The following is a 17179-nucleotide window of genomic DNA, read 5'->3' as shown; positions in this document are numbered from 1 at the left end:
TTTTATGGAAAATGCATTAAAGGAATTTTATTTTCAATTTCATACGAATCAACATTACTTTTTATGTCACGACATTTTAGAGGAAGCTTGGAAGGAAAATAAATCTTTCAGTAAGGATGACGCTGTCGTCAGTTTAATTTTATTTGCAACTGGATGTTATCACTTTCGTAGAGAAAATGATAAAGGTGCTATCAAATCTTTTAGAAAAGCATTAAAAGTTATTGAACCTTACAAAGAAGAAATCAATCTAGGTATTGATATCAAAGCATACCAAAAAGTGATTGCTGAATTAGTACATGCTATTGAAAATGGTCAAAAATTTGCACCAGTACAGTTACCAATCACTTCACAAATGCAACAAAAAATTTTAACAACGTATCCAAACTATATCATGACGGAATATGTTATTAGAGATAGTTACATTGTTAATCATCATTTAGAAAGAGATAGAACAGAAGTGAATGAGGCTCGTTTAAACGCATTATATCAAAAACAACAAGAAAGAAAATAAAAGTACTAAACCAATTGTTTGCATATAAAAACACAGGCGAGTATTCAACGAATCAACTTGTCTGTGTTTATGCACGTGGATGAAATTCATTATACATTTTTCTAATTTGTGATTTGGATACATGTGTATACAATTGTGTGGTAGATATATCAGAATGTCCTAACATTTCTTGAACTGCACGTAAATCTGCCCCATTTTCTAGTAAATGCGTGGCAAATGAATGTCTCAATGTATGTGGTGTTAATGATTTTGTGATATTAGCTTTGATAGCGTTTTGTTTAATCATTTTCCATATAGCTTGTCTTGATAAAGGTTTGCCATGCATATTTAGAAATAAGGTATTCGTCACTGTTTTCTTCAACAATTGAGGACGAATGGTTTCTATGTATGTCTTTAAATATTCTATTACTGTGTCACCTAAAGGTACAATACGCTCTTTATTACCTTTTCCAAATACTTTGACAAAGCCCATAATTAAATTTACATCTTCTAACTCAATTTGGATGAGCTCAGAAACACGCATGCCTGTCGCATATAATAACTCTAGCATTGTGCGATCTCGATACCCATTTATTTTAGCCAAATTGGGCGTTTCCAATAGTGCTAACACTTCATTTATTTCTAATACATCAGGTAATTTGCGATCATATTTGGGTGTCTCGATAAGTACAGTTGGATCTTTTGCAGCATACTTTTCTCTCAACGCAAATTGATGAAAACTTCTAATTGTTGAAATAAACCGTGCTAACGATTTAGCAGAAGCGCCATTATCATGTAAATACCCCAGACATTGTTGAATGGATGCTCTATCAATAAAATCAATATGACTAATCTTTTGTAACTCTAAAAAAGTATTATATTTTTTTAAATCTCTCCGATAAGCTCCTATTGTATTCGAGCTTAATCCTTTTTCTAATTGAATGAATTTCAAATATTCTTCAATAATCGTATCCAAGATACCACCTCTATCTTTAAAATGGTGTACGTAGCTGAGTTATTTACCCAATGCCTGGCAATCAGAACATACACCATGGAATGTCAAACGATGATCAGAAATTCTAAAATTAAAATCATTTTCGACACGTTCTTCAACTTGTGGCAATAAGTCTTCTTCAATTTCTTCTACTTTGCCACATTCCATACAAACAAGGTGGTGGTGAAAATGTTTTGCGCCTTCTTTACGTAAATCAAAACGAGCGACGCCATCTCCGAAATTAATTTTATCAACAACTTTTAATTCTGATAATAGCTCTAACGTACGATATACTGTTGCTAGACCTATTTCAGGTGCTTTGTCCTTCACTTTTAAATAAACATCTTCAGCACTTAAATGATCTTTTTCATTTTCAATTAAAACACGCAACGTAGCTTCTCGTTGAGGTGTCAATTTATATGAAGATTGTTGTAATTGTTGCTTCACGCGATTTAAACGTTCTTCCACGGAAGCCTCACTCCCCTACTAATAATTATAATCATTTTAATTTACATAATGATTTATATATAAAATACCAGTAATTGATAAAATACGCAAGTCAACTTGCTTCTTATTTATAATCATTATAATTAAGGAGTAAATGTTGTAATGCAATAATCGTTTTAGCATCTTCGAAATACTTATTTTTTAACATATCTTTAATGTCGTCTACATCGTAATATACTAATTCAATAAATTCATCATCATCGAGATGCATTTCTCCAACTTTTAAACTATTAGCCATATATATGGAAATTTTCTCATTTGAAAAACCCGGAGAACCGTACATTTCTGTAATTAGTTCTAACTCTTCAGCTATATAACCTGTTTCTTCTTCTAATTCACGCTTAGCTGCAGAAAGCCGTGCTTCGCCTTTTTCTAATTTGCCTGCTGGAATTTCTAATAATGGCTTTTCAGCTGGTTTACGAAATTGTTTTACTAAGATGACTTTGTTTTCAGGTGTCACCGGACAAACTGCGACTGCCCCATTATGATAAACTAATTCACGTTTAGATGTGTTGCCATCGGGTAATTCAACATCGTGGACTTCTAAATCAATAATTGCGCCTTTATAAATGGATTCTTTATGTATTGTTTTCTCATATAAATTCATTTTAATCACGTTCCTTTAATTTGATTTAAGTTACTGTTAAGATAAATACGTTAGTATATAGGGAGCAATTAAAATAAGTATTTCAAATGACTAATAAGTCGTATTTAGTAAAATTATTTTTAATCCCTATGATTTGAGTGTATCGAAAGGAGAAACGACATGCAAAAAAATGTTTTAAAAAGTGGTATTGAACTCTCAGAATTAGGATTAGGTTGTATGAGTTTAGGCACAGATATTAACCAAGCTGAACCAATTATAGAACGTGCAATAGAACATGGTATTACTTACTTTGATACAGCAGATATATATGATAAAGGTGTAAATGAAGATATTGTAGGAAAAACACTTAAAAAATATCAAGATAGAAGTGACATCGTCATTGGTACTAAAGTAGGAAATCATTTAGCTGATGATGGTTCTACGTTTTGGGACCCTTCGAAAGCTTACATTAAAGAAGCAGTAAAAGGTTCATTAAGTCGCTTAGGACTTGACCATTTAGACTTGTATCAATTACATGGTGGAACGATAGATGATCCTCTAGATGAAACGATTGCTGCATTCGATGAATTGAAACAAGAAGGCATCGTCCGAGCATATGGTATTTCTTCAATTAGACCCAATGTTATCGATTATTATTTAAAACATAGTGATATTGAAACACTCATGTCTCAATTTAATTTAATAGATAATAGACCGGAAGCGTTATTAGATGATGTACATGCTAAAAAAGTGAAAGTTTTAGCTCGTGGTCCAGTTTTTAAAGGATTGTTAACTTCTAACAGTAATCAAGCCTTAGATCGTAAGTTTTCAGAAGGTATTTTTGATTACACATATCCTGAATTAGGCGAAACTGTTGCATCTATTAAAGAAATCGAAAGCAATCTATCCAGTTTAACATTTAATTACTTAACCTCTCATGATGCGTTAGGTTCAATCATTGTAGGGGCAAGTAGTGTGAATCAACTGGATGAAAATGTTGAAAATTATAAACTGTCTAAAGATATCAGCTTAGAAAAATTGAAAGCAGCACGTGATCGCGTTAAAAATTTAGAATACACGCAACATTTAAAATAAGTTAACCAATTAAAGCGTATGAGTTATTTTAGATAGGAAAGTGAACTAAACTGTATCCTATTTAATCTTACTCATACGCTTTTAATATTATATAACCACTCATATTGATTAAGATTTGTTATTAAATAAAAAAGTGAAGTGCTTTTCAATAAATCGAGGTGCTAACTGATAGATACGTAAGAGATGATGCAACCAACTTGGTGCATTAATTTCTTCTTTTTGAGTGATTATCGCATTAACAATACGTTGTGCTAATTTATCGGAGTTTAGCATGATTTTTTTATATTTTTTTGAATATGTTAATGAAGGATCTGCTTTTTCATGGAATGGTGTTGCTATTGGTCCTGTATTAACTGTTAGTACATGGTAATTGGGTTTTTCAATACGGAGTGCATTTAGTACTTGATTAAATGCAGCTTTACTAGCACCGTAATGGGCAGCAGAAGCTTGTGTCAAAAATGCAGACTGACTTCCAATGCCTACGATTGTAGGCATGCGACTGAAATGTGGTTGTAATGTAGTTAATAATGAATTAAAGCTAATTACATTTAACATATATGTTTCTTGCATTTCTTCTATTGTGTGTTGATTAATTGATTTGAAATAACCTAACCCAGAACTATAGATGATACCATCGATGGATTGTCCTTTAAAATGGTTGCTAAGTTGGACGATTTGCGATGTGGACTGTAAATCACATTGGATAATCTTTAAATGTGAGGAGCCATATTTTAATTGAAGCGGCTTTAGCTTATTAACGTCACGTACCAGTGCAGTCACATAGACCTGTTTTTGTAATAGAATGTGTAAGATAGATTTACCTAATCCACTTGATGCGCCTGTTAAGACATAATGTCTACCTATCATATGTATCCCTACCCTTTGTTAATATATGGATAGTATATATGAAGTCATTACGTTATGCCATTTATTATGGAAATATTAGGCATATTGTGAAACTATGTTACTATAGATACATAAATGAAACATAAAAACTCAGAGGAAGTGAAATGTTCACATGAAACTAGTATTTTATGGTGCTGGTAATATGGCACATGCAATTTTTACAGGTATCGTTAATTCTAAAGTTATAGATTCCAATGATATTTATTTAACAAATCGTTCTAATGAAGTTGCACTTAAAGAATATGCTGAAAAGTTAGGTGTCAATTATAGTTATGATGATGAAGCGTTATTAAAAGCGGCAGATTATGTATTTTTAGGAACTAAACCTTATGATTTCGAATCATTAGCAGAAAGAATTAAACCATTTATAACAGACAAAAATAAATTTATCTCTATCATGGCTGGTTTACCCATTAGTTATATAAGAGAAAAATTGGAAGCGGACAATCCAATTGCACGTATTATGCCAAATACCAATGCACATGTAGGTCATTCAGTTACTGGAATTAGTTTTTCAAGTAATTTTGGTCCAAATTCTAAAGACGAAGTCGATGAATTAATTAATGCCTTTGGTTCAGCAATAGAGGTTCCAGAGGATAATTTACATCAAGTGACAGCCATTACAGGAAGTGGTCCAGCATTTTTATACCATGTATTCGAGCAATATGTTACAGCTGGTACACGCTTAGGTTTGGAAAAAGCACAAGTCGAAGAATCGATTCGAAACTTAATTATTGGAACAAGTAAAATGATTGAACGTTCTGAATTAAGCATGGAACAACTTAGAAAAAACATCACATCTAAAGGTGGCACTACTCAAGCAGGATTAAATGCCCTTTCACAACATGACTTAGAAAGTGTTTTTGAGGATTGTTTGAGAGCTGCAGTGGATCGTAGCGTTGAACTTTCAAGCCAGGATGAAGATTAAGGACTGACATTTTACAACAATAATAAATAGAAACATGTTTTTTCATAAAATTATAAACACCCTTTAAAGTAGAAGTTCTAAAAATTTCACTTTAAAGGGTATTTTATATATGGGATTTTAATTTCCACTATATTCATTATTATAAGCAAGTTTTAAAAAGACCACGAATCAAAATCTTTCACAAATTTAAATGGAGGTGTAGTGGGAAGTGATTTGAGTGATTTACTAATCGTTTCAACTTCTTCAATTGTGTAACGATTACTCATGTGTGTAATCAAGCTATAATCTACGTGGGCATTTTCTATTAGTGTAAATACATCCTCAATATGGCTATGATGATAATTGTTTGCTAATGATTTATCACCTTCTATATAAGTACTTTCATGAACCATAACATTAGCATGATCGGCGATGATTTCTTCATTTTGACACGGCATTGTATCACCAAATATAGCGATAACAGGTCCTTTCACAGCATCCCCTTTAAAATCTTTGGAATTATAAATAATGCCATTATATTCAAATGTTTCATTATTTTTTACATCTTGATATTTAGGCCCAGGCTCTAACCCAATTTCTTTAAGCGCCGATACATCTATTTTTCCAGATGTATAAGGTGCTTCGATACGATATCCGAAAGAAGGTATACCGTGATTTAACATATGCGCTTCTACATTAAAACCATTATTTTGATAGGATAAGTGGTTTTCGATTTCTATATATGTAATTGGATAATTTAATTTAGATTCAGATAAACGTAAAGTCGTTTCTATATATGCTTTAATTCCTTTAGGTCCAATGAGTGTTAGTGGCTTACCTTCACCACCTTGAAACGACCTACTCGTTAATAATCCTGGTAACCCAAAAATATGGTCTCCATGCATATGCGTTATAAAAATGTGATCTACCTTTCCTAATTTAATAGAATGATGCAATATTTGGTGTTGTGTACCTTCACCGACATCAAATAGCCAGATATTATTAGAATATGGTTCCAAGTTTAATGCAATTGCTTGTGTATTTCGTTCTTTTGTTGGTAGACCAGCACTCGTACCAAAAAATGTGATTTCCATGCATATGCCTCCTCTTCTTGTTCACATTTTATCATAGAAAAGAATAAAAAATATATTAAAATTTTCTTCTCTCAAGCAAAAAGGTATGAACTAAACAGATTATTGTTCTATAATATAAAGAGATTTATAAAAAGAATTGAGGTTTTGATCTTGAATACTAAAAATAAAGACATTCCATGCTTAATAACAATATTCGGAGCAACGGGTGATTTAAGTCACAGAAAATTATTCCCATCATTGTTCCATCTATATCAACAAGAAAATTTAAATGAACAAGTTGCTATAATTGGTATAGGTCGAAGAGAGTTAACAAATGATGATTTTCGTAGTCAAGTGAAATCATCTATTCAAGAACATGTTAAAGACACGAAGCATCTTGATAAATTTATGGAACATGTATTTTATCATAAACACGATGTAAGTGACGAAGCAAGCTATCAATCATTACTAGAAGTTAGTAATAAACTAGACACTGAATTTAATTTAAATGGTAATAGATTGTTCTATTTAGCTATGGCGCCAAAATTCTTTGGTGTAATTTCTGATTATTTAAAATCATCTGGATTAACAGAAACGACTGGTTTCAAACGTTTAGTCATCGAAAAACCATTTGGCTCTGATTTAGCCTCTGCTGAAGATTTAAATGAACAATTACGTCGTTCATTTAAAGAAGAAGAAATTTATCGTATTGATCATTACTTAGGTAAAGATATGGTACAAAATATCGAAGTGCTACGTTTTGCTAACGCAATGTTCGAACCACTATGGAATAACAAATATATTTCCAATATCCAAGTAACATCTTCTGAAGTATTAGGTGTAGAAGATAGAGGTGGTTATTATGAATCAAGTGGTGCATTAAAAGATATGGTACAAAACCATATGCTACAAATGGTTGCCCTACTTGCTATGGAAGCGCCTATCAGTTTACACAGTGAAGATATTAGAGCAGAAAAAGTAAAAGCGCTTAAATCATTACGAAAATTAGAACCAGAAGAAGTGAGACAGAACTTTGTCCGTGGTCAATATGATGAAGGTGTAATCCAAGGTCAAAAAGTACCAAAATATAGAGATGAAGATCGTGTTGCTGAAAATTCTACTACCCCTACTTTCGTAGCAGGTAAATTAACGATCGATAACTTTAGATGGGCAGGCGTACCTTTTTATATTAGAACTGGTAAACGTATGAAGAGTAAAACAATACAAGTTGTTGTTGAATTTAAAGAAGTGCCAATGAACTTGTATTATGAAACTGATAAAAAATTAGACTCAAACTTACTTGTAATCAATATTCAGCCTAATGAAGGTGTGTCATTACACTTAAATGCTAAGAAAAATGTACAAGGCATAGAGACAGAACCTGTTCAATTATCATATGCAATGAGTGCACAAGATAAAATGAACACAGTCGATGCATATGAAAACTTATTGTTTGATTGCTTAAATGGTGATGCTACAAACTTTACACATTGGGAAGAATTAAAATCGACATGGAAGTTTGTAGATGCAATTCAAGAAGAATGGAATCAAAATGAACCAGAGTTTCCTAATTATGAGTCAGGTTCTAATGGTCCGCTTGATAGTGATTTATTATTAAGTAGAGATGGTTTCAAATGGTGGGACGATATTCATTAAATAATATATTGCTAATCATACGAGCATCAACATTTGTAACTTTACAATGTTGATGCTTTTTTGTTAACTATTTTTTATGTTATGATTTAAGCTATTGAGTAAAAAAAGTGAATGCCAAATAACTTATTTACATTTTACCCTATTTAATATTTTTAAGATGTAAGCGGAATGAAAATGATGTAGAATATACTTAATCAGTTAAAAACATATTATATTATGTAGTCATTTTTTAAGAGTAGTAAAACACGGGATCATATGTTTTTTGTGTTATTCAGTTGATACATCGGCTGATAAATATAGAGGGTTACTTCGTGAGAAAAGTGATTCGTTGTGAATTTGATTCGTGCTCTATCAGTAGATAGTTTATGGTTTTTTATTTGAATGGAAAATCTAGTTTAGGAGTGAAAGTTTTGGACGTTATCAAGCAAATACAACAGGCAATTGTTTATATAGAAGATCATTTATTAGTGCCTTTTCATTTGCAAGCACTCAGTGATTACGTTGGTCTTTCACCATATCACCTCGATCAATCGTTTAAAATGATTGTTGGTCAATCTCCGACAGAATATGCTAGGTCTCGTAGAATGACATTAGCAGCGAATGAAATTATAAGTGGATCTAGTCGATTAATGGATATTGCTAAAAAATATCATTACAGTGACACAAATGCTTTTGCAAATGATTTTAGTGACTTTCACGGGGTTTCACCTATTCAAGTCAACACAAAACGTGAAGAGCTAAAGATGCAACCACGTTTATATATTAAATTAACAACAACAGAAAAACCGCCCAATGCATATCGTTTAGAGGATGCAGCGGGCATAGCTTTAGTTGGTTATGCACAATTTATCGATTCAGAACATTTAGAGAATCCTTTTAAGGTACCAGATTTTCTTGAGGACTTAATGGAAGATGGAAAAATCAAGGAGCTACAACGTTACAATGATATTAGCCCACATGAATTGTTTGTAGTAAATTGTCCGCTAGATGAAGGTATGGAAATATTTGTTGGTGTGCCTAGTGAAAGGTATCCGTCTCATTTAGAAAGTAGATATCTTCCAGAAAGGCAATATGCAAAATTTAATCTACAAGGTGAGTTAGACTATGTTGTGAATGAGGCATGGTATTATATAGAAACAAGCTTACAAATGACTTTACCTTATGAACACAATAGTCTTTACGTTGAAGTATATCCATTTGATATCTCATTTGATGATCCATTTTGTAAAATTCAATTATGGATGCCTGTAGATCAAGAACAATACTTAGATTATGATGAAACAGACCGATAAAATATAAATAGATAGACCCACCACTCATTATTGTGGTGGGTCTATCTATTGGCTAAGCTGAGACGTTTGTAGGCTCGGTTTATTTTTATTTGTTTGTTAAATCAAGGACAAATGCTTCAAAAGGTCGTAATGCATTCATGTTAATAGCGCGGTCTTTATAGTTATGAAGTAAAATATGATTGCTATGATTGGACATATAATCAGGCATATTTAAAGATGTTATTTGATCAGTAAGATTACCGACAATTAAGATATGCTTATCATCTAATGTTCTTGTATATGCGAATACTTGTTCATTAGTTGTATCAACAAGATCAAATTTACCATATGTGTAGACATCATCAGATTTTTTCAATTGAATCATTGCTTTATAAAAATTGAGTATTGAATTTGGATTATCTTGTTGTTCAGCAACATTGATTTGTTGATAATTAGGATTTACTGGGAACCACGGTTGATGATCTGAAAATCCAGCATTTTTATTTTGGTTCCATTGCATAGGCGTTCTTGAATTATCTCTATTTTCCATTTTATGTTTTTCTAATAATGCAGACGTATCACCATTTTGCGCTTTTACAATATTGTATTCATTAACTACGGCGACATCATTAAAAGTCTCGATGCTTTCAAATGGATAATTTGTCATACCTATTTCCTGTCCTTGATAAATAAATGGGGTGCCTTGTTGTAAGAAATAAACAATTGCATGGCTTGTTGCAGATTCATACCAATACGTTTTGTCATCTCCCCATGTAGATACACGTCTAGGTTGATCATGATTTTCTATAAATAACGCATTCCAACCTACATTTTCTAGTTTCTTTTGCCATCTATTTAATATAGTTTTGTATGATTTTACATCAAATTTTACGTCACCGGTGTTCCATAAACCTAAATGTTCGAATTGGAATATCATGTTAAATTTGCCTTTATCTTCCCCTACCCAATCCTCTGCATTATCTGGATTAACACCATTGGCTTCGCCTACAGTCATAATATTATACTGACTTAGTGATTTATCTTTCATTTCCTGTAACCATGTTTGAATGCCAGGTTGATTCATATCAACATCAAATGCCGGTGCATATGTTTTACCTTCAGGTACGGATAAATCTCCAGCCTCGAATGATTTTTTTATATGTGTAATTGCATCTACTCTAAAACCATCAATTCCTTTTTCAAACCACCAATTCATCATATCAAATATTTCATTACGAACTGCTGGATTATCCCAGTTTAAATCAGGTTGTTTTTTACTAAACAAATGGAAATAATATTCTTGAGTTTGCTCATCAAATTCCCAAGTTGAACCATTAAATATGCTTTCCCAATTATTTGGTTCAGAACCATCTGATTTTGGCTTTTTCCAGATGTACCAATCTCGCTTGGGGTTGTCTTTGCTTGATTTTGATTCAATGAACCAAGGATGTTCATCTGAAGTATGATTAACAACAAGATCAAGGATTAATTTCATGCCACGTTTATGTGCACCTTCTAGTAATTGATTAAAATCATGCATCGTACCAAATTCATCCATAATATCTTTATAATCACTAATATCATATCCGTTATCATCATTTGGTGATTTATACATTGGGCTTAACCAAATAACATCGATACCTAAGTCCTTTAAATAATCCAACTTTTCTATAACACCCGGTAAGTCACCGATACCATCGTTGTTTGAGTCATTAAAGCTTCTTGGATAAACTTGATATGCGACAGCTTCTTTCCACCATTGTTTATTCATAATGTTTCCTCCTAAAATTTTTTGGTTGAGCAACGATTAATGATATGCGTTGGTATGATTTTATTCATATATTCAATGTGGCTATCTTTTACTAATTTAATAATACTTTCACCTGCAGCTTTACCTAGTAATTGAGGTTGAATATCTACAGCAGTTTGTGGTGGTGCTGCGTATGCTGATATATATGAGTCATTAAAAGTTGCAGTTTGTATGTCTTCAGGAATAGTAATATTCAATTCATATAGTGCACTTAAAACGAGTTGATTAAGCATAGTGTCGGAGGTAATAATGATAGTTGGTAAAGCGTTTTCAGTAACAAGCGCCTTTAAGTGATTTATAATTTGTTGGCGACTCAAATCTGTAAACATTATACTCGGTTTTAAATTAGCAACCTTCAATGTTTGTTTATAACCTTTAATGCGATCTTTCACTACCTCATAATCACCCATCTCCGCTAAAAATAGAAACGTTTTATGTCCTAAATCTATTAAATAGCGCGTTAATAATTGTGATGCCAAAATATTATCATTATCTATATGTACCACATTTTCATTGTTGATTGGTTTACCTATAACAACATAGGGTATGGCATGTTGTTTTAATAAATTAGCAATCTCGTCGTTTTCTTTTGAATAAAGCAATATAAATCCTTCAACTGCATGAGACTGAATCATATGTTTTACTTCAGCTATGATTTCACTAGTTTGCTCACCTGTTGTAGATATGGTTGCATAATCATGGTATTTACATTCAATATAAACACCAGACAATACTTCTATAATAAATGGATTTTGTCTTGTTGCTTTGTCACCTTGCTTTTGAATAATACCAATTGTTTTTGATTTTTTTGTTATGAGCGTTCTTGCAGCATGGTTTGGCTGGTAATTAAAATCAGCCATTATTTTTTTCACTTTTTCCTGTGTGGCTACACTTATGCGACTATTACCACTAATCACACGGGAAACAGTAGAAGGAGACACGTTTGCTGCATTTGCAATATCCTTTATAGTTACCAATATAACGACATCCTTTAATTAACTAATAAAGCGCTTTCTCTTTCTAAAATAAATAATAAAGAAAATATAAACCAAAGTCAAAAGATTTGTGCAAACGTTTGCGCGAAAATATTTTTTCTTTCTCTAAAATCCACTAGCATATAAAAAAAGAGCCAAGACATTATTATTTAAACAATAATGTCTTGGACTCCTCTATGATACAAATACAATTAGAATTTTAAAATCGTATTATTCTTCAATCCATTGTGTATGGAAGACACCTTCACGGTCTTTACGTTCATAAGTATGTGCTCCAAAATAATCACGTTGTGCTTGAATTAAGTTAGCTGGTAAGTTTTCTGAACGATAACTGTCATAATAGTTAATACTTGCAGAGAAACCAGGTGTTGGAACACCATTTTGTACACCAGTTGCAACAACATCACGTAATGCGTCTTGATAATTAGTTACAATATCTTTGAAATATGGATCTAATAATAAGTTTTGTAACTCAGTATCATTATCATAAGCTTCTTTAATTTTTTGTAAGAATTGCGCACGAATAATACAACCTTCACGCCAAATCATGGCTAATTCGCCTAATTTGAGGTTCCATTCGTTATCTTCACTTGCTTTTCTCATTTGAGCAAAGCCTTGTGCATATGAACAAATTTTACTCATATATAGTGCTTTACGAATTTTTTCTAAGAATTCATCTTTATTACCTTCGAATTTAGCGTTAGGTCCATTTAATTGTTTTGAAGCATTTACACGTTCTTCTTTAATTGATGAAATGAAACGCGCAAATACTGATTCAGTAATAATTGTTAATGGAATACCTAATTCTAAAGCGTTAATTGAAGTCCATTTACCAGTACCTTTTTGACCAGCTGTATCTAGTATTTTTTCAACTAAAGCATCATCAGCGTTATCATCTAATTTTGTAAAGATATCACCAGTGATTTCAATTAGATAACTTGATAATTCGCCAGCGTTCCAATCTTTAAATGTTTGAGAAATTTCTTCATGAGACATACCAAGTAAATCTTTCATCATTGCATAACTTTCAGCAATTAATTGCATGTCTGCATATTCAATACCATTGTGGACCATTTTGACGTAGTGTCCAGCGCCATTTGGTCCAATGTAAGCTACACAAGCTGCACCATCATCAGCTTTAGCAGAGATAGATTCTAATATGTCACTTACTTTATCAAAAGCAGCCTCTTGACCACCAGGCATTAATGAAGGACCAGTTAACGCGCCAACTTCTCCGCCTGATACACCCATGCCGATAAAGTTAACGCCACTTTCAGCAAGTGCTTTATTTCGTCTGATTGTATCTTGATAGTTTGTATTACCACCATCAATTAATATATCATCATTGTCTAATAATGGTAATAAGCTATCAATTGTTGCATCTGTTGCTGGACCAGCTTTAACCATTAATAAAATTTTACGTGGTTTTTCTAGAGAATTAACAAATTCTTCTATAGAGTATGTTGGATGTATGTTTTTTCCTTCAGATTCCTTAACCATTTCATCAGTTTTTTCTGAAGAACGATTAAATACTGAAACACTATATCCACGAGATTCAATATTCCAAGCAAGGTTTTTACCCATTACGGCTAAACCTACTACACCAATTTGTTGTGTCATTTAACTAACCTCTCTTATTTAAGTTTTCTAGTATATTGTATCACAAAGCGATAATAATAATCACTTAATCAGTTCGTAGATTGTTGAGTAATTATTTCTACAATTTTAAGTAATTGTTTTGTTAATAAATTTAAAGAATTTATTGGCATGCGTTCTTCAGTTGTGTGAATGTTTTCATAACCTACGCCTAAAATAACAGTAGGAATTCCCAATTGATTAATGATATTACCATCTGACCCTCCACCTGCCAGCACAGTGTTAGGTTTTAAGCCTAATGCAGTTGCACTTGCCTTTGCTACTTGAGTTACTGTAGCTTCGTCATGAATTTTAAAACCAGGATAGCTCTTAATGATTTCAACTTCAGAAGTACATCCATATTTTTCTGCCGTTTCTTCAAACACTGTTTTCATATGCTGTACTTGAGATTCAATACTTTTATCTGAATGAGAGCGTGCTTCAGCTTTAAGTGTAACTTTATCTGCAACAATATTTGTAGCAGAGCCACCTTCAAATCGTCCAATATTTGCAGTAGTATAGTCGTCTATTTGTCCTAATTTCATTTCACTTACTGCTTTAGCTGCTATATTAATCGCGCTTACGCCTTTACTTGGGGTACTCGCATGTGCGCTCTTTCCATAGATTGTAGCATTTACTTTCATTTGAGTGGGCGCATGTGTCACAGTTGTACCTACGCCAACACTGGCATCAATAGCATATCCATAATTGGCATCTAATAAGGTTTGATCTAATGTTTTTGCACCCTCAAGTCCTGATTCTTCACTAACAGTAATAACGAATTGGATTTGACCATGAGGTATGTTTTGTTCTTTTAAAACGTTTATACATTCTAAAATAGCAGCTAACCCTGCTTTATCATCAGCACCTAAAATTGTAGTTCCATCAGAATATATGTATCCATCATCTTTAATTTGAGGTTTTACATTTAAACCGGGGACAACAGTATCCATATGACTAGTAAAATAAATTTTATCTATATGATCTAAATTTGATGTAGCAGGTAAAGTGCAAATCAAATTGTTAGCACCTAAATTTTCATTTTTACTAGCATTATCTTCTTGAACTAATAATCCTAATGATTCAAATTGTGATTTGAGATGTGATTGAATCATTTGTTCATTACCACTCTCAGAATTTATTTGGACTAATTCTAAGAATGTGTCTAAAAGTCGTTGTTCGTTAATCATCTATAATTCCCCATTCTAATATTTATATGTCTTATAGTTCAGTTTAACGAATTATATAGAGCAGTAAAACTAATATGATTCAACGTATGTAGATGCTATGTGATATAATATGTATATAAATATATATTGATGCGTATTTAATTATGTGCATGATATTGATGAAATTAGATAAGTTGGAGGAATAATTTTGAATAATAATAAAGTATTAAGAGTTATTATCGTAGTTATGTTAATAGCTGTCGTTCTTGCATTAATCTTGACGAGCGTCGTGCCATTAGTAAATTAATCGTTAATGTATTAATAAATGTGTGTAAGTAATATAATTTAATAATCGCATTTAAAATGACTGAAACATGAGTATGATCTTTACTCAAATCTCATTTGAATTATATGAGCGTAGTAATTTGCTATTAGAAAAGCATATTAAAAATATCATCAATTTAGTTACTTATACCTCAAATCAATGAAACAGGCCGAGACAAATTGTTGTCCCGGTCTGTTTCATTGATTTGTTTAAATGGTAACTTTTTGATCGCTATGTAACCTTAATGAACCGAATTGTGATTTAACAGCCAAATAGGCTTCTAATTCATTTAATAATTGTAATAAACTTGCTCTCGTTCTAAATGATTCGTGTGTTGTGGGTAACTCTGCCTCATTCAGTTCTAATCTTATTTCATATAAAGAATGTAAACGTAATGCAGTATAGTCATTGCTATTTACATTCGTAGCTACTTCGGCAAATAAATTAGAAATCTTAGTTAACATACAGTCCTTTGTTTCAATATTTTCTATAATTAAAGCCATACGATGCAATAATTCTAATTGTTCTTCTCTCATATCAAAATAATGATAATAAGAGTTTTCGTTTCTAACAAAATGGTTTTTAACATCTCTAAACGCAATAGATTTTGCTTTACGAATCGTGAATTTTAATTGTTTGAAAGAAATATCAATCGATATATTAGTTTTTTGACATGTTTCGCTAAATGTTTCAAAAATTGCTGTGAACTGTTGTTCAATTTGTTGTTTATAATGCTTTAAATTGCTATCTAAACTAGGCATAATACTATTCATTAAAAAAGCTATTCCTAATCCGACAACGAGCAATAAAATTTCATTTATAAATAAATGTAAATCGATTGTTTGAGCATTGAACACATGTAATAAAATAACACAACTTGTTACCACGCCTTCTTGAACTTTAAATACCACAGTTAGTGGTATAAAAAACAATACGATGATGCCTAATACGATTGCATGTTGCCCTAAAAGGCTGAAAGCAATAGAGCCAAATATTAAAATCATAAAGCAAGATACAAAGCGTGATACAATGGCTTGTAGTGAATGTACTTTCGTATGCTTAATGCATAAAACAACTAAAATAGCGCTTGAAGCAAAATTATCAAGGCCAATTAATTTGGCAATAATGATACCAAGCGCCATTCCAACAGCAGTTTTAATTGTTCTAAATCCAATTCTATAGGGATTTAAACTAATCATTTTTCACGCCTCTATTTTTCGACACAATAATTATCGAATAAATTTTGTAATTGTGTGATGACGTTCATTACGTCATGACCTTCTATTTGATGTCTTTCTATCATTTCAGTTACTTTACCATCTTTAATCAATGCGAATGAAGGACTTGATGGTGCATAACCTTCAAAGTAATCTCTAGCACGTTGAGTTGCTTCCTTATCTTGACCCGCAAATACTGTTACTAAACGATCAGGTAATTTATCATAATGTAAAGCATGTGTTGCTGCTGGTCTAGCAATACCGCCTGCGCAACCACATACAGAATTGACCATTACTAAAGAAGTGCCTTCTTGTTTTAATACATTATCCACTTCATCTGCACTAGTTAATTGTTCATAACCAGCTTCTTCAATTTCATTTCTAGCTTGATTAACAACGTCTGTCATATATAAATCAAAATTTAAGTCCATAATCAACTTCACCCTTCATTTCTAGATTAATACTTTTATTCTACTAATATATATAGAATACTTCAACAGGTGTGCGTTATATTGTATCATTTCCTAATATTTAAATAATCAT

17 protein-coding genes are annotated in these 17179 nt (G+C 32.0%); 6 read left to right on the top strand and 11 right to left on the bottom strand.

All coding sequences use genetic code 11. The features are described from left to right. Positions 1–4 precede the first annotated feature (4 nt). The gene (locus ACM6UH_RS07585) at positions 5–511 is read left to right on the top strand and encodes a DUF309 domain-containing protein (protein ID WP_011303058.1); all 507 of its coding nucleotides are present in this window, start codon (positions 5–7) and stop codon (positions 509–511) included. Positions 512–578: 67 nt separating this feature from the next. On the opposite strand, the gene xerD is transcribed toward ACM6UH_RS07585, so the two are convergent. From xerD to ACM6UH_RS07570, 3 genes are all read right to left on the bottom strand, one after another. After that, positions 579–1466 (bottom strand): site-specific tyrosine recombinase XerD, encoded by an 888-nt coding sequence (xerD, locus tag ACM6UH_RS07580; RefSeq protein WP_002483230.1) that lies wholly within the window; start codon positions 1464–1466, stop codon positions 579–581. 39 nt (positions 1467–1505) lie between these two features. Beyond that, positions 1506–1952, bottom strand: coding sequence for a Fur family transcriptional regulator (locus tag ACM6UH_RS07575; RefSeq protein ID WP_002483229.1), 447 nt, complete (start codon positions 1950–1952; stop codon positions 1506–1508). Between the two features lie 103 nt (positions 1953–2055). Then, the gene (locus tag ACM6UH_RS07570; RefSeq protein WP_011303057.1) at positions 2056–2598 is read right to left on the bottom strand and encodes an NUDIX hydrolase; all 543 of its coding nucleotides are present in this window, start codon (positions 2596–2598) and stop codon (positions 2056–2058) included. 159 nt (positions 2599–2757) lie between these two features. Here ACM6UH_RS07570 and ACM6UH_RS07565 point away from each other — a divergent pair, with 159 nt between their 5' ends. Further along, on the top strand, positions 2758–3672 hold the full coding sequence (locus ACM6UH_RS07565; protein WP_011303056.1) for an aldo/keto reductase: 915 nt from the start codon (positions 2758–2760) through the stop codon (positions 3670–3672). A 108-nt stretch (positions 3673–3780) separates the two neighbouring features. Here the strand turns inward: ACM6UH_RS07565 and ACM6UH_RS07560 are convergent, their stop codons facing one another. Further along, positions 3781–4539 carry an SDR family NAD(P)-dependent oxidoreductase gene (locus ACM6UH_RS07560; protein ID WP_011303055.1) on the bottom strand — a complete coding sequence of 253 codons (759 nt, stop codon included), beginning with the start codon at positions 4537–4539 and terminating at the stop codon, positions 3781–3783. Between the two features lie 151 nt (positions 4540–4690). Between ACM6UH_RS07560 and proC the strand changes: the two genes are divergently transcribed. Beyond that, positions 4691–5506 carry a pyrroline-5-carboxylate reductase gene (gene proC / locus ACM6UH_RS07555; RefSeq protein WP_011303054.1) on the top strand — a complete coding sequence of 272 codons (816 nt, stop codon included), beginning with the start codon at positions 4691–4693 and terminating at the stop codon, positions 5504–5506. A 152-nt stretch (positions 5507–5658) separates the two neighbouring features. Here proC and rnz read toward each other — a convergent pair whose 3' ends face one another. Then, the gene (gene rnz, locus ACM6UH_RS07550; protein WP_002483224.1) at positions 5659–6579 is read right to left on the bottom strand and encodes a ribonuclease Z; all 921 of its coding nucleotides are present in this window, start codon (positions 6577–6579) and stop codon (positions 5659–5661) included. 150 nt (positions 6580–6729) lie between these two features. On the opposite strand from rnz, the gene zwf reads away from it, so the two are divergent. Both zwf and ACM6UH_RS07540 read left to right on the top strand, forming a co-directional pair. Beyond that, positions 6730–8214, top strand: coding sequence for a glucose-6-phosphate dehydrogenase (zwf, locus tag ACM6UH_RS07545; protein ID WP_037538404.1), 1485 nt, complete (start codon positions 6730–6732; stop codon positions 8212–8214). A gap of 410 nt (positions 8215–8624) precedes the next feature. After that, positions 8625–9506 (top strand): AraC family transcriptional regulator, encoded by an 882-nt coding sequence (locus tag ACM6UH_RS07540; RefSeq protein WP_048787382.1) that lies wholly within the window; start codon positions 8625–8627, stop codon positions 9504–9506. Between the two features lie 85 nt (positions 9507–9591). Here ACM6UH_RS07540 and ACM6UH_RS07535 read toward each other — a convergent pair whose 3' ends face one another. The 4 genes from ACM6UH_RS07535 to ACM6UH_RS07520 all read right to left on the bottom strand — a co-directional run bounded on the left by ACM6UH_RS07535 (position 9592) and on the right by ACM6UH_RS07520 (position 15115). Continuing rightward, on the bottom strand, positions 9592–11256 hold the full coding sequence (locus ACM6UH_RS07535; RefSeq protein ID WP_048787383.1) for a glycoside hydrolase family 13 protein: 1665 nt from the start codon (positions 11254–11256) through the stop codon (positions 9592–9594). A gap of 11 nt (positions 11257–11267) precedes the next feature. Next, complete coding sequence (locus tag ACM6UH_RS07530) at positions 11268–12272, bottom strand: LacI family DNA-binding transcriptional regulator (RefSeq protein ID WP_047503879.1); 1005 nt, start codon at positions 12270–12272, stop codon at positions 11268–11270. A gap of 228 nt (positions 12273–12500) precedes the next feature. Next, entirely contained in the window at positions 12501–13910 is a 1410-nt protein-coding gene (gene gndA / locus ACM6UH_RS07525) for an NADP-dependent phosphogluconate dehydrogenase (protein ID WP_011303049.1), read from the bottom strand. Positions 13911–13978: 68 nt separating this feature from the next. Then, positions 13979–15115: a M20/M25/M40 family metallo-hydrolase gene (locus ACM6UH_RS07520; protein WP_011303048.1), complete on the bottom strand. Its 1137-nt coding sequence runs from the start codon at positions 15113–15115 to the stop codon at positions 13979–13981. Positions 15116–15302: 187 nt separating this feature from the next. Here ACM6UH_RS07520 and prli42 point away from each other — a divergent pair, with 187 nt between their 5' ends. Then, on the top strand, positions 15303–15401 hold the full coding sequence (gene prli42 / locus ACM6UH_RS07515) for a stressosome-associated protein Prli42 (protein ID WP_150873476.1): 99 nt from the start codon (positions 15303–15305) through the stop codon (positions 15399–15401). A gap of 227 nt (positions 15402–15628) precedes the next feature. On the opposite strand, the gene ACM6UH_RS07510 is transcribed toward prli42, so the two are convergent. Continuing rightward, positions 15629–16618: an aromatic acid exporter family protein gene (locus tag ACM6UH_RS07510; RefSeq protein WP_011303047.1), complete on the bottom strand. Its 990-nt coding sequence runs from the start codon at positions 16616–16618 to the stop codon at positions 15629–15631. 11 nt (positions 16619–16629) lie between these two features. Then, complete coding sequence (gene brxB, locus ACM6UH_RS07505) at positions 16630–17067, bottom strand: bacilliredoxin BrxB (RefSeq protein WP_002483216.1); 438 nt, start codon at positions 17065–17067, stop codon at positions 16630–16632. Positions 17068–17179 lie beyond the last annotated feature (112 nt).

Origin of the sequence: Staphylococcus sp. LKG4-2, from assembly GCF_050955665.1 — a bacterium.
Taxonomy (GTDB): domain Bacteria; phylum Bacillota; class Bacilli; order Staphylococcales; family Staphylococcaceae; genus Staphylococcus; species Staphylococcus saprophyticus.
Note: the sequence above shows the minus strand (reverse complement) of the source record. Positions and strands in the feature narration are given on the sequence as shown.

What these genes read in the sequence shown, in the direction of transcription:
- ACM6UH_RS07585 (WP_011303058.1), top strand. Translation starts at nt 5, where the DNA reads ATGGAAAATGCATTAAAGGAATTTTATTTTCAATTTCATACGAATCAA.
- ACM6UH_RS07570 (WP_011303057.1), bottom strand. Translation starts at nt 2,598, where the DNA reads ATGAATTTATATGAGAAAACAATACATAAAGAATCCATTTATAAAGGC.
- ACM6UH_RS07565 (WP_011303056.1), top strand. Translation starts at nt 2,758, where the DNA reads ATGCAAAAAAATGTTTTAAAAAGTGGTATTGAACTCTCAGAATTAGGA.
- ACM6UH_RS07560 (WP_011303055.1), bottom strand. Translation starts at nt 4,539, where the DNA reads ATGATAGGTAGACATTATGTCTTAACAGGCGCATCAAGTGGATTAGGT.
- proC (WP_011303054.1), top strand. Translation starts at nt 4,691, where the DNA reads ATGAAACTAGTATTTTATGGTGCTGGTAATATGGCACATGCAATTTTT.
- rnz (WP_002483224.1), bottom strand. Translation starts at nt 6,579, where the DNA reads ATGGAAATCACATTTTTTGGTACGAGTGCTGGTCTACCAACAAAAGAA.
- ACM6UH_RS07535 (WP_048787383.1), bottom strand. Translation starts at nt 11,256, where the DNA reads ATGAATAAACAATGGTGGAAAGAAGCTGTCGCATATCAAGTTTATCCA.
- gndA (WP_011303049.1), bottom strand. Translation starts at nt 13,910, where the DNA reads ATGACACAACAAATTGGTGTAGTAGGTTTAGCCGTAATGGGTAAAAAC.
- ACM6UH_RS07520 (WP_011303048.1), bottom strand. Translation starts at nt 15,115, where the DNA reads ATGATTAACGAACAACGACTTTTAGACACATTCTTAGAATTAGTCCAA.
- ACM6UH_RS07510 (WP_011303047.1), bottom strand. Translation starts at nt 16,618, where the DNA reads ATGATTAGTTTAAATCCCTATAGAATTGGATTTAGAACAATTAAAACT.
- brxB (WP_002483216.1), bottom strand. Translation starts at nt 17,067, where the DNA reads ATGGACTTAAATTTTGATTTATATATGACAGACGTTGTTAATCAAGCT.